We start from the raw sequence: 12,732 nt of genomic DNA, 5'->3' as shown, positions 1-12,732 counted from the left end.
GGCCTGGACTTCCTGACCCCGAGGGGCCTGGACTTCCTGACCGCGTGGCGCCTGGACTTCTTGGCCACGGGGGGCCTGGACTTCCTGACCCCGAGGGGCCTGCACTTCCTGACCGCGTGGGGCCTGGACCTGACGGCTCCGCGGCGCCTGGACTTCCTGGCCGCGTGGCGCCTGGACCTCAGGCTTGGCGCCAGCTAGGGCGCGAGGGGCCTGAATCTCCTGACCCCGAGGGGCCTGGACTTCCTGACCGCGTGGCGCCTGGACTTCTTGGCCACGGGGGGCCTGCACTTCCTGACCCCGAGGGGCCTGGACTTCCTGACCGCGCGGGGCCTGGACCTCACGGCTCCGCGGCGCCTGGACTTCCTGGCCACGGGGGGCCTGGATCTCAGTGCGGGCACCGGCGAGCGCCCGCGGGGCCTGGATGTCGTCAGCCTTGGCCACCTGGCGCTTCTTCAGCATCTCCTTGGCAGTGTCTACGTCGGGGCACGGCGAAGCCGCCTGGCCTACCGTCGCGGAAACCGCCACTACCAGCAGAACGCTGAGCAGTGCGACGAGCAGCTTGTTCATGTGGTTGGCTTCCCCTCCTTCTTGCTTGTTCCTCTCGTTAACTCCATCTTACCTGTCGGGCTCGGGCTTAACCCAGGCCTCCTACACCGGCATTTCCCTCCTTCCTCCCTCCACCTCCTTTTATGTCGGTTTGAACTATGACGTTAGAGCTTCGCATTGGCCTTTCTTTTAGCAAGCGGGGTGCCAGGGCCACGGCCACGGATAAAGCCCTTATTTTCTAGGATCTTATCTTCTACCGTGCTCCACGAGGGACCCATCCAGCGGTTGGCGTTCTGCCAAAGGACCACGGCTCCACCGTTGGCATTGTGCCAGACCCCCCAGGTCCCTCGTTGCTCCGTCCTGCCCGTTTCCTATGACCTTGGCGGCAACGCCGGTGGCCAAGTTCTGGGCACGAGCCTTCGTTGCCACGGAAGAGAAAAGTCTGGTACGTTATCGGCTGGTTTCACCCGCCGTCGGAGGTACGGACATGCTCGTTCGGTGGCTCTCTATCGTGGCGCTGGTCGTTCAGGGGTGCAGTGCCGGCGTGCCGGCCGTCGCGCCTCCGCGTTCCTCGCTGCCCGTGCCGACGCGGCTCGTGCTCGACAACGGGGTGCGGCTGATCATCCAGGAGCACCGGGCTAGCGACGTCGTGGCGCTGCATCTCTGGGTCGGCGCGGGCGGCCGCGACGAGCGGGCTGACGAGCTCGGGTTCTCTCACTTCGTGGAGCACATGCTGTTCAAGGGGACGACCAGGCGAGGGCCGGGGTTCGTCGACCGCGATGTCGAAGGCGTGGGAGGGCGCACCAACGCCGGGACCTCGCTGGACTACACGTTCTACTATCTCCTGCTCCCCGCGCGTCATGCCGCGTCCGGCATCGAGCTGCTGGCCGACGTCGCCTTCAACTCGGTCTTCGACCCGAAGGAGATGGAACGGGAGCGCCAGGTGATCTTCGAGGAAGTGCGGTTGAGCGAGGACAACGCGCGGCGCTCGCTGATGCGCCAGCTCTACGGCCTGGTCTTCGACAGCCACCCCTACGGGCGCCCGGTTCTCGGCGCCGAAGCCGCGATGAAAGCAGCCAGTCGCGAAACGCTCCGGGGCTATTACTCGCGCCACTACGTCCCTGAGAACATGGCGGTCGTCGTGGCCGGCGCGGTCGACCCGGAAGCGGTACGCGCCACCGTCCTTCGCGCGTTCGGCAGCGTTCCGCCGGCTGGCTTCAGGCGCGCGCCGATCCCGGCACCTCCTCCCGTCGAGAAAGGCCGGCGCAAGGAAGTCCCGCGACCCGAGAAGCAGGCGTGGCTCGGACTGGGGTGGCCGGCTCCGCGGGTGGATCACCCCGATGCCCTCGCCGTGGACCTGCTGGCCTCGATCCTCGGCGGCTCACGGAGCTCGCGCTTGCACCAGAGCCTGCGCGAGCGGCACCGCGTGGTCGCCTCGATCCGGGCGTCGTACGCGGCGCTCCAGGGCGGTGGGCTCTTCGCCGTTGCGGCCCAACTCCAGCCCGGAGATCAGGAGCAGGCGGAGCGTCTCATTCTGGAGGAGGTCCGCGGGATCCAGACCGAGGGGGTCAGCGAGGCCGAGCGACAGCGCGCCCTCATCGCCGCCGAGTCTCAGCACGCCTTCGCCACCGAGAAGGCCGAAGGGCTGGCGTACGCCTACGGCTACGCCGAGACCGTCTGGCGCCTGGAGGCCGAGCTGCGCTATCTGGAGAACCTCCGCGCCGTCACGCGCGAGCACATCCAGGAGGCGGCGCGGCGCTACCTCGATCTCGCGCGGTACGCGCGCCTGGCATTCGTCCCCCGAGAATCCGCGCGCGGCGGTCCTGGCGTGGCTCCCGGCGGTTCTCGCGAGTGAGCGCAGGGTAGCTTTAGTCCCGCGGACACCCCGCGCCGTCTGCCAGGCTCTGGGCGAGGTCTTCCACGGCGCTCAGGGACGGAGCCGGTGGCGACTGCTCGAGAGCCGCGCGCTGGGCGGCCTCGGGGAGCGAGAGGAGTGCGCCCTGGGCGGTGAGACGGAGCGTGGGGCCCAGGAGCCTCGCGACTTCCGAGATGAGCGCCAGGGCCACGGAGAGCCGCTCCGAGCGCGTCCCGCATTCGGCGAGCCGTCGCCTGAAGAGGCGCGATAGGTTGAGGCTCACCACGGCGCGGTCGCCGTCCAGCCCCAGCAGGTCTCCGGTCACGGGGCCCCACTCGAGCCTGAGGGCCTCGAGGGGTTCGTGGAGCCAGGGGCGCAGGGCTGGAGCGCTCTGATGGGCCACGAGCGCGCCGAGCGCCGTCCGCCACGCTCGACCGAGCGGCTCCGAGGGTCCCGACTCCGGGTCGATCGGCACCACCCGGGCGAGCCCGCCGTCGGCGGTCAGCATCAGGTGATCCTCCACCGCCGTACCGAGGGCCCAGAGGGAGCAGACCACTGTCCCCGCTTCGTCGCGGACCACGCGCGGCTCGCTCCGGACCAGTGCCTGCCACGGGCGCCGGTAGTACGCGTTCCCCCGAAACACCACCTTCTCCACGCCGGCGCGGAGCTGGACGTACGTCCCGTCGGCCAGGAAGCGGCGCTCGTGCGGCGCGGGTGTCCAGGGGAGGTCCGAATCGAGAAACCGAGCGAGCGGGGACGAGGCGTCGGGATCGTAGCGGAAGGATTCCAGCAGCGCGGTGAAGAGCTGCTCGGTCGCGTAGGGGCCACGGTAGAAGACGCGCGCGGTCCCCTGGTCCTGGAGGAGGCAGGCCAGAAAGTTCAGGACGGCGGTCCCGGCGCCGGGAGGGAGCCGTCGTGGATCCGCGAGCGGCGGGATCGCGCCGATGGCGCCGTAGTCGACCGACTGGAAGTGGGTCAGCTCCTCCGCTGGCACGAACGCGCCCGAGGCGTCGAGGAGCCACAGCCGGTCCGACGCTCCCCAGAGCGGTGAGTCGGCCGAGCGCGGCTCGATCCCGACCCAGCGACCGTCGGGGAGCCTCAGCTTGGCCAGGCGCAGGGCCCCCGATGCGTCCCAGCGCGCGACGGTCAAGAGCCTTCCGTGACGGTCCAGCTCGACGAGCCGGCGGGGCGTCGCGCCCGGCACGCCCTCGGCCCAGCACGTGACGGTGCCGTGGGGCCCGACGCTCACGAGCCCGGCCGCGTCCGGGCGGCTCGCCAATGCAGAGCGGAGCGCCGACACGGTTTCGGGATCGTGCGCGGCGACGGCAGGGTCATCGAGCCGGGCGAGGACGCGGTCGCGGATGAGAGGTCCCACCGGCAGAGATGATACAATAGCGCCAGTTCATGCTCAGGAAAGGTTTTCGCTCGGCGCTCCTCGTTTTCGCCCTCGCCGGCTGCGCGTCCAGGGGTGGAATCCCGGTCGAGCCGTTTCCCGACATCCCGGTCCCCGCTTCCTTTGTCCCGTACTCCGACCAGTGGGCGCTCATCCGCACTCCCCGGGTCACCGCGGCGAAGCTGGTCTACATGACCTCGCTCGTGCCCGATGCCGCGCTGGCGGCGGTCCAGGACGAGCTGGTCAGGCACGGGTGGACGGCCAAGGAGGTCACGCGCTTCGTGAACCCGCAGGGGTTCCGCGGGATGAGCCAGGAGTTCGTCAAGGGGTCCGACGCCTGCCGCGCGACCGCCATCGAGGGTCCGAACGCGACCCACGTGGACCTCGCCGTCGCCCGCCGGAACCCTCAATGAGACGTGCTGCGTCGAACGCGGCGTCCTTGCGTTACCGCACACCCGTTCGAGCGCGCACCCACTTCGTGAGTACCTGGCCCCCCTCCGAGGCATGAGCGACGACATCTGCTGGCTTCCGGCCACCGAGCTGGTCGCCCTGATCCGTTCCCGGAAGGTCTCCCCGGTCGAGGTGACTGACGCGGTCCTGGCGCGGATCGAGCGGCTCAACCCGATGCTCAACGCCTTCTGCACGCCGACCCCGGAGCTGGCCCGGAGGGCGGCGAAGGAGGCCGAGATCGCCATCATGAAGGGCGAGCCCGTCGGGCTCCTCTGCGGCGTGCCGGTCTCGATCAAGGACCTCGTCTTTACCCGCGGCGTCAGGACCACGGGCGGCTCGCGGATCTACGCGGACTTCATCCCCGAGGAGGACGCGGTGGCAGTGGAACGGCTCAGGGGCGCGGGTGCCGTTCTCCTCGGGAAGACCAACACGCCGGAGTTTGGCCACAAAGGCGTCACCGAGAACCCGCTCTTCGGCGCCACGCGGAACCCCTGGAATCCGGATCGCACGCCCGGCGGTTCGAGCGGTGGCGCGGCTGCGGCAGTGGCCACGGGTCTGGGCCCGCTCGCGCTCGGAACCGACGGCGGCGGCTCGATCCGAATTCCCGCGGCGTTCTCGGGGATCTACGGCTTCAAGCCCTCCTTCGGCCGCGTGCCGCAGCACCCGGGCTTCCCGGGCTGGGAGACGCTCTCCCACACGGGCCCCATGGCGCGCACGGTCCGGGACGCGGCGCTGATGCTGGATGCGATCGCGGGCCCCGACGAGCGCGATCGACACTCGCTGCCCGCGGCGCCCGGCTCCTACCTCGCCGCGTGCGACGAGCCGGTCCGCGGGCTCAGCGTCGCGTGGAGCCCCGACCTCGGTTACGCCGCCATCGACCCGGAAGTCGGGCGGATCGCGCAGGCGGCGGCGGCGGTCTTCGAGAGCCTCGGCTGCCACGTGGAAGCCGTGAACCCGGGCTGGGAGAACCCGGAGGAGATCTTCTCGACACTGGTGGCGGCGGAGACCTTCGCGGCGCTCGCGGACAAGATCGACGCGTGGCGCGACAGGATGGATCCCACGCTGGTGCGCTTCCTCGAGCGCGGCCGCTCCGTCACCGCGGTCGACTATATCCGCGCGAGCCACCGCCGGACCGCCTACTGGCTGGACGTGCAGGGCTTCCTCGCCCGCTTCGACCTGCTCCTGACCCCGACGCTGGCGGTGCCGCCGTTCGCGATCGGCACGCTGGGACCGCGGGAGATCGCGGGTGAGCGCGTGTCGCCGTTGGGCTGGTTGCCGTTCACCTACCCGTTCAACCTGACGGGGCAGCCCGCGGCGTCGGTTCCCGCCGGCTTCACGGCCGACCGTCTACCCGTCGGGCTTCAGATCGTCGGCCGCCGGTACGCCGACCGCACGGTGCTCGCGGCCTCCGCCGCGTTTGAGGCGGCGCGCCCCTGGGCTGCGCGGCGTCCGCCGATCCACTGACGTCAGCACCTGCCGCGCGCGTTTTCACGCCCTCGGGCGTGTGGTATCATACGCGCGCGTTCGAGAGAGAGACGCGTTCGAGAGAGAGACGATGGCGCGCACCGTGGTGTACAAGGGGTACACGATTCAGGGACGAGCCCTGCCTGTCCTCGAGTCCGGCGAATGGCTGGCCGAGGCCATGGTCACGTTCCCCCGCACGGCCGGCGCGCGGCCTCAACGCCTCCCTGATCCTGACGATCGGAGCTTCGTCACTCGGGAGGATGCCGAAGGGTATGCCGTGAATCTCGCCATGAGGTGGGTCGACAGGCAGGGATAGCGATGAGGCTGTCGGAATAAGCACGTTCGAGCGCCCACCCACTCCTTCGGAGTGGGTACCCGGCCGGCGCAACCCATCCTGGGGGGAGGTTCGGAAGGGGGGCGGAGCCCCCCTCCGAGTCAACTAGCGATGGCCGTCCAGGACTACGGGCCTCGGACGGTGTCCCGGGGCCTGATTTTTTTGATCGGGCGTATGGCCCGCCACATCGGCGGGGTCCGCTTCCTGGCCCTCCCGTTGCTCCGCGCGCTGGCGATCGTCGCGGGGGCGGTATGGGTCGCGCTGGCGCCGCCGGGTTTCCCCGACCGGGGTGCCCTCACGCTCGCCGTGGCGGCGTTTGCCCTGTACAGCTTTGGGCTCTACGCCCTCCTCTGGATCCGGCCGCGACTGGCGCTGCGGCTGCACGTTCTGGTCCTCCTGATCGACCTGGCTTTCGCCCTCCTGCTGATCTTCCTCTCGGGCGGCGCGCGGAGCACGCTCTTCCTCGCGCTCCTGCTCATCGCCGGGCTCCAGTCGTACTACTACGGGATGGCGCGTGGCATGTCCGTGGCGATCGGGGCCTCGGCGGCGTACGTGGCCGTGGTGTGGCCGACGCTGGACCAGGTGGAGGTGGCGAACGTGGCCATCCGCATCGCGGTCCTCCTCGGCACAGCGGTCTGCGTCGGCGTCCTCGCGGAGGTGGAGGAGCGGGAGCGCCTCGAGGTCGCGCGCCTGGGCCACGAAGTCCGGGCCCGCGAGGAGTTCATCCGGAACGTGGTGGAGAGCCTCAGGGACGGGCTCGTCGTCCTGGACCGTGAGGGATGTGTCGTGGCCTGGAACCGTGCGCTGGAAACCCGATATGCGGTCAGGGCGGACGAGGTGCTTGGCAAGAGCTTCCTGGACCTCTTCCCCAACTTCAGGCGGGAGGGCGTCGCCGAGCCCTTGGAGCGCTTGCTCCGGGGTGAGATCGAGGACTTCGTCCTCGAGGGCGTGGAGCACGAGACGCTCCGAAAGGGGCGCGTGCTGCTGAACCTCAAGGGGAGCCTGCTCAGGGAGAATCAGGCTCCCGCCGGTGCGGTCGTCCTGGCCGAGGACATCACGGAGCGCGTGGCCCTGGAGCGAGCGGCGCGCCAGGCCGAGAAGCTCGCGGCCCTCGGCACTCTGTCGGCGGGCCTCGCCCACGAGCTGAACAACCCCATCGGCATCATCTCTTCGCGGATCGAGCTGATGCTGATGGAGGCGGAGAGCCAGGGGCTCCCGGCCGAGGCCCGCGAGGATCTGCGCGTGCTCCACCGGCACGCCCAGCGCGTGGCGCGGATCGCCGCCGGCCTTCTCTCGTTCGCCCGCCAGTCGCCGGCCGACCGCGGACCCGTGGACCTGAACCGCATCGTCGAGGACACCCTTCTGTTGATCGCGAAGCAGATGAGCCAGGAGGGGATTCGCATCACGCCGGCGCTCGAGCCGACACTGCCGGCTGTCCTGGGAGATGCCAACGCGCTCCAGCAGGTGGTCCTGAACCTGCTGACCAACTCGCGCGAGGCGATGGCGAGCGGCGGCGAGATCCGGATCGAGACCGGGCTGATGCCCGAGCGCCGCGACCGGGTGCGGCTGCTGATCGCCGACAGCGGGCCGGGCATCGCACCCGAGGCGCTGTCGAAGATCTTCGATCCCTTCTTCACGACTAAGGTCGAGGGAACCGGGCTCGGGCTGTCGGTGAGCTACGGGATCGTCCGTGACCACGCGGGGACCGTGGACGTCCAGTCCGTGCCCGGGAAGGGGACCACGTTCATCCTGAGCTTCCCGGCGACGTCCGGAGGCGCGGCGTGACGCGCGAGCGGATCCTCATCGTGGACGACGAGCCCGACATGGTGGAGAACTGCCAGCGGATCCTGGGCCGGGCCGGCCTCCGGTGCCTGGCCTCCACCGACCCGCGAGAGGTGCCGGGGCTCCTCGAGTCCGAGCGTCCGGATCTGCTCCTCACGGATCTGAAGATGCCCGCTCTGGACGGCATGGAGCTCCTCCGCCAGGCGCGCCAGGTCGACCCGCAGATGCCGGTCATCATCCTCACCGCCTTCGCCACGATCGAGTCGGCGGTGGCCGCGGTGAAGGCCGGCGCCTTCGACTATCTCCCCAAGCCGTTCTCGGCGGATCAGTTGAAGGTTGCGGTAGACCGGGCGCTCGCCCAGCGTCGACTGGCTCTGGAGAACCTCCGGCTCCGCGAGCAGCTCCAGGGCACCTACGGGTTCGAGAACATCGTCGGACGGAGCCAGGCCATGACGCAGGTCTTCGAGCTGGTCCGCAAGGCGGCCCGCTCGGAGGCCAACATCCTCGTCCAGGGCGAGTCGGGAACCGGCAAGGAGCTGATCGCGCGCGCCATCCACGCCAACAGCCCGCGCGCCGCCGAGGCCTTCGTGCCGGTGGACTGCGCCTCGCTCCCCGAGCCGCTCCTGGAGTCCGAGCTGTTCGGCCACGAGAAGGGCGCCTTCACCGGAGCGGTCAAAACCAAGCCCGGCCTCATCGAGGTGGCTCACCGGGGAACGCTCTTACTCGACGAAATTGCCGAGCTGCCCGTGGGGCTCCAGGTCAAGCTCCTGCGCGCGCTCCAGGAACGGCAGATCCGACGCGTCGGGGGGACGCGCCAGATCGATGTGGACGCGCGGGTGGTCTCGGCGACGAACCGCCATCTGCGGGAGGAGGTCGTCAAAGGGCAGTTCCGCGAGGAGCTCTACTACCGGGTCAACGTCGTCGCGATCGCGCTGCCCCCGCTCCGGGAGCGGACGGGCGACGTCCCGCTCCTCGCCCACGCGTTCCTCAAGCGATACTGCCAGGGGCGGGAGCGCCCGCTCAGGGGCTTCGACCCCGAAGCGCTCCAGGCTCTGGAAGCCTACGCCTGGCCCGGCAACGTGCGCGAGCTTCAAAACGTCATCGAGCGGGCCTGCGCCCTGGCCGACGGCGACGCAGTCACCGTCCGGGATCTCCCCGAGCATGTCCGGTCCGCCCAACCCGTGTCGCGCGCGACGACCCCGGCGCCCGCCACGAACCTTCCGCTCAAGGAAGCCAAGAGCCGGTGGATGAACGAGCTCGAAGCCGCGTACCTGGCCGAACTGCTGAAGCGCCACGACGGGAACGTCTCCCAGGCCGCGCGAGCGGCAGGGATCGACAGGAAGACCTTCCACCGCCTGATCAACAAGCACGGCCTCCGCTGAGCCTCAGCGGGCCGGGCGACCGCAACAGCCTCGAATCGCGGTCTCTCCTGCGCGGTGCGCGCGTGCCTCGCAGACGCGCTGGGGCTCGGCCGCCCCATTGAGGCGGCTCCACCCCATATTTTCGGTCCTCTGACTCCGAACCCCGGCCTCGAACGCCCCGCAATCATTGAGTTTCCTCCGTGGCATGCGCGTTGCTCTCCTTCTTTGCGGATACCGCGACGCGGGGTGATGGACCTGTGCTGCGCATGAACCAGAACAGCTTCACGAGGCTCGAGATAGTTTTGGTCCTCGCGATCATTGACTCCGGTGTCGCCGGGCGCTCTAGCGAGGCTTCGCTCGGCGGAGCGTAAGGAGGGAAGCCATGAAGCTCGAGACGATTCTCGTTCCTCTGGATGGCTCGCCACTGGCCGAGGCCGCCCTGCCGAGAGCGGTGGAGCTGGCCGAGGGCTCCCGGGCCCGATTGCTCCTGCTCCGCGCCGCCCACGCTGCCGCCCTCCCGGGCGTCGATGCGACGGAGGCCCAGGTCAGGGCGGTGGAGGAGGCGGAGGCGTACCTGGCGGAGGTCGCCAAACGCCTCACCGGCACGCGGGTCGCGAACCTGGAGACCTCGGTCTGGTACGGGCCGGCCGCCTACGCCATCGTCGAGGGCGCCCGGCTGCACAAGGCGGACCTGATCGTGATGACGACCCACGGGCGGAGCGGGCTCCGCCGGCTGATTCTCGGGAGCGTGGCCGAGTCGGTCCTCCGGGGTACGACCACTCCGATCCTCCTGGTCCGCGCGGTGGAGGCGCCGGTGGAGCGGCCGACGGGGTCGGCCACGCCGTGGCCGGAGGCCACCCGGGTATAGGGGAACCGTACCGGCGCGCTGTGGCGGGGTGCACGGGGCGGGGAAGGGAGTTCCGAATGACAACGGAGTCCGCTGTCGTGGGCACGGGCCTCGGTATCGAGGCGATCCGGCGGAAGCTCTCCAGCGAGACCGTGGGCCGACAGATCTATCTCTTCGGCGGGGTCTCCTCCACCAGCGGCGTGCTCCGCGGGCTCGCCAAGGCCGGTGCGCGTGAGGGCACGGTGGTCCTGGCCGAGGCGCAGACCGAGGGGCGGGGGCGGGGCGGCCAGCCCTGGTTCTCGCCGCCGGGGCTGAACCTCTACGCGTCGGTCCTCTTCCGCCCGTCGATTCCGCTGAAGGCCGTCCCGGTCTTCTCCTTCATCGCTTCGCTGGCGCTGACCGAGGCGATCTGGGGCGAAGGGCTTCGGGCCGCGATCAAGTGGCCGAACGACGTCCTGGTCGAGCGGAAGAAGGTGGCCGGGAGCCTGGTCGAGTGCGCCAGCGCCGGCGGCCAGGTGGAGTACGTGATCCTGGGCGTCGGCGTGAACCTGAACGTGAGGCGCGAGGCGCTCCGGGCCGCGCTCGGCGATGCCGCCCACGCGGCCACGTCGCTCCGGGAGGTGGCGAGGCGCGAGATCGACCGCAACGCCTTCGCAGCGACCTTCCTGGCGCTCCTCGACAGGTGGTGCCGCGTCTACGCGACGCGCGGCCCCGAGGCAGTGCTCGCCGCCTGGCGCGACCGTGACATCCTGACCGGGCGACGCGTCGAGATCCGCGGAGACGGCGAGCGCTACGAGGGCCGGGCGCTCGGCGTGAACCGAGATGGACGCCTCGTGATCGAGGATATCCGCGGTATGCCCCATCAGGTGGTCGCCGGGGAGGTCCGGCTTCTCGACTGAGGTCCGCCGGTGACGCTCGACGTCCGCGGCCTCCCGGACGACCGGACGCTCCGCTCCCGCGTCGCGAGCCGACTGACGGCGGCGCTCAAACCTTGAGGGAGGAGGGCGGTGCCCGACGGTTCCTCGCCTGAGAGGCGGACGGATTACGCCGCGCGACTCGCCGAGCTGGGCAGGATCAGGGCCGCGCCCAGCACGGTGCTGCCAACGGATCGTCATGGCAGGGGAGCCGCGGACCATCGCCGCTTTCCGCCGGCACCTGCCGCGGCGGGTCGCCGAGCGGATCGCCGGGACCGTTCCCGGCGGGCGCTACGAGGCGGTCAGCGCGATCCTCGAGCGTGCCGCCGCGTTCATCGCCGAGCTGGGAGGCGAGGAGATCGGCGCAGCCGTGGACGCCGTGCTGACCGAGGCCGCCAAGGGCGGGCACGCCGTCGCGGGAATCAGCGCCTCGCTGGAGGCGGCCAGCCGCGGCAGCGTTCACTGCCTCTACGTGCTGAGGGCCTTTGCGGAGCCCGGGCGGATGTGCGTCGTGTGTGGCATCCTTGAACCCGGCCAGGCATCGTCGTGCAGCCGGTGCGGGAACGAGGCGAGACCGGTGGAACTGGGCGAAGCGCTGGTGGACCGGGTGCTCGCCACGGGCGGCAAGGTCGAAACGGTGTCGGCCCACCGGGGACTCGCGAGCGCTGGCGGCGTCGCGGCGCGCCTGCGGTATCCGCTCTGACCCGCTGAGGAGGCGAGCTGGAGCTCCGGCCGGTGAGCGGCACGGGGTAGGGCACGCGGTAGGACATTCGACCCCGAGAGGACGGTGAGGGAGGCATGAAGCCACGGCAGATGAGCCGCGGAACTTCGCTGCTGCTGGCGGTACTGGTGGCGCTGGCGCCGCCGGTGGTGGTCTGGGCCGGCACGGCGAGCTACTCGGGAAGGATCCTGGCCCTGGATGCCACGGCGGGTGCGATGACCCTGGGCGAGATCGGGCCCTGGCGCGTACGGGCCGGCGTCACGGAGGTCACGCGGCGGGTGATCACGCTGACGCCGGAGACCGAGTGTACGCTCGTGGAGCGTACTCCCGGCCCAGGGCCCCGCGGGTGGCTCGGGGACTTCGTGGAGGTGACGCTCAGCCGCCAGGATCTGAAGACGGCGGATTTCGTCACGGTGCGGGTCCGGCAGGAAGGCGAGCGCCTCACCGCGCTTAAGGTCTGGGTCGTGGCGGCGACCGAACCCTGACGCCTTCCGCACCCGGCCGCGCCGGGCCCGCCGGAGCATTCGGAAAGGGAGCACGTCGAACGCGGACCGGGCGCGACCAGGGGTGGTCAGCGCTCGCGATGCAGGAGGGATCGTGACGAGGAGATGCGCATGAGCGATTTGCCGGCGCTCGCGAAGCTGGGAAGCGTCCGGGACTGGATGAGCCGGCGGCCGGTCACGGTGTCGCCCGCATGGGTGGCGGAGCGCGTGGTCCGCCTGATGGAGGCGCGGGGGATCCGGCATGTGCTTGTCGTGGAGGAGGCGCGGCTGGTGGGGATCCTCTCCAACCGCGATGTCCGCCGGCTCCTGGAGATCGACCCCGGGCTCCGCCCGCGCGCCCCGGTCGCGCAGATCATGACGGAGAACCCCGTGACGATGGCGCCGTCCGCGCTGCTCCTGGAGGCCGCGCGCGCCATGCTCGACGGGAAGATCGGCGCCATCCCGGTCGTCGACGATGAGCGCGTGGTCGGGATCCTCACGATGTCCGACGTGCTGGAAGCGCTCGTCATGTGGGCGGAGGGACGGCCGTCGCCCGCGATGCCGGACGTGGAGTGAGCGCGCG

Annotated in this window: 13 protein-coding genes; 12 read left to right on the top strand and 1 reads right to left on the bottom strand. The window is 70.5% G+C overall.

The window, feature by feature from the left end:
* Together HY726_09710 and HY726_09705 are read left to right on the top strand one after the other, a co-directional pair.
* The coding region (locus HY726_09710) for a hypothetical protein (protein ID MBI4609275.1) at nt 1-198 on the top strand (198 nt) is incomplete at its 5' end.
* An 835-nt stretch (nt 199-1,033) separates the two neighbouring features.
* Nucleotides 1,034-2,401 carry an insulinase family protein gene (locus HY726_09705; protein MBI4609274.1) on the top strand — a complete coding sequence of 456 codons (1,368 nt, stop codon included), beginning with the start codon at nt 1,034-1,036 and terminating at the stop codon, nt 2,399-2,401.
* 13 nt (nt 2,402-2,414) lie between these two features.
* Here HY726_09705 and HY726_09700 read toward each other — a convergent pair whose 3' ends face one another.
* Nucleotides 2,415-3,776, bottom strand: a complete 1,362-nt coding sequence (locus HY726_09700; protein ID MBI4609273.1) for a hypothetical protein — start codon at nt 3,774-3,776, stop codon at nt 2,415-2,417.
* Between the two features lie 29 nt (nt 3,777-3,805).
* On the opposite strand from HY726_09700, the gene HY726_09695 reads away from it, so the two are divergent.
* The 10 genes from HY726_09695 to HY726_09650 all read left to right on the top strand — a co-directional run bounded on the left by HY726_09695 (nt 3,806) and on the right by HY726_09650 (nt 12,725).
* Nucleotides 3,806-4,207 carry a hypothetical protein gene (locus HY726_09695; protein MBI4609272.1) on the top strand — a complete coding sequence of 134 codons (402 nt, stop codon included), beginning with the start codon at nt 3,806-3,808 and terminating at the stop codon, nt 4,205-4,207.
* 91 nt (nt 4,208-4,298) lie between these two features.
* Nucleotides 4,299-5,708, top strand: a complete 1,410-nt coding sequence (locus HY726_09690) for an amidase (protein MBI4609271.1) — start codon at nt 4,299-4,301, stop codon at nt 5,706-5,708.
* A gap of 91 nt (nt 5,709-5,799) precedes the next feature.
* Nucleotides 5,800-6,024 (top strand): hypothetical protein, encoded by a 225-nt coding sequence (locus HY726_09685; GenBank protein ID MBI4609270.1) that lies wholly within the window; start codon nt 5,800-5,802, stop codon nt 6,022-6,024.
* A gap of 192 nt (nt 6,025-6,216) precedes the next feature.
* The gene (locus tag HY726_09680; GenBank protein MBI4609269.1) at nt 6,217-7,827 is read left to right on the top strand and encodes a PAS domain S-box protein; all 1,611 of its coding nucleotides are present in this window, start codon (nt 6,217-6,219) and stop codon (nt 7,825-7,827) included.
* Nucleotides 7,824-9,206 carry a sigma-54-dependent Fis family transcriptional regulator gene (locus HY726_09675; GenBank protein MBI4609268.1) on the top strand — a complete coding sequence of 461 codons (1,383 nt, stop codon included), beginning with the start codon at nt 7,824-7,826 and terminating at the stop codon, nt 9,204-9,206. Before HY726_09680 ends, HY726_09675 begins: the two co-directional genes overlap by 4 nt.
* 361 nt (nt 9,207-9,567) lie before the next feature.
* Complete coding sequence (locus HY726_09670) at nt 9,568-10,053, top strand: universal stress protein (protein ID MBI4609267.1); 486 nt, start codon at nt 9,568-9,570, stop codon at nt 10,051-10,053.
* 56 nt (nt 10,054-10,109) lie between these two features.
* Entirely contained in the window at nt 10,110-10,931 is an 822-nt protein-coding gene (locus tag HY726_09665) for a biotin--[acetyl-CoA-carboxylase] ligase (GenBank protein MBI4609266.1), read from the top strand.
* A 214-nt stretch (nt 10,932-11,145) separates the two neighbouring features.
* Complete coding sequence (locus HY726_09660) at nt 11,146-11,649, top strand: hypothetical protein (GenBank protein ID MBI4609265.1); 504 nt, start codon at nt 11,146-11,148, stop codon at nt 11,647-11,649.
* 95 nt (nt 11,650-11,744) lie between these two features.
* On the top strand, nt 11,745-12,152 hold the full coding sequence (locus HY726_09655) for a hypothetical protein (GenBank protein MBI4609264.1): 408 nt from the start codon (nt 11,745-11,747) through the stop codon (nt 12,150-12,152).
* Between the two features lie 129 nt (nt 12,153-12,281).
* Nucleotides 12,282-12,725, top strand: coding sequence for a CBS domain-containing protein (locus HY726_09650; GenBank protein ID MBI4609263.1), 444 nt, complete (start codon nt 12,282-12,284; stop codon nt 12,723-12,725).
* The last annotated feature ends 7 nt before the right edge of the window (nt 12,726-12,732 follow it).

This window comes from Candidatus Rokuibacteriota bacterium (assembly GCA_016209385.1).
GTDB lineage: Bacteria > Methylomirabilota > Methylomirabilia > Rokubacteriales > CSP1-6 > JACQWB01.
Note: the sequence above shows the minus strand (reverse complement) of the source record. Positions and strands in the feature narration are given on the sequence as shown.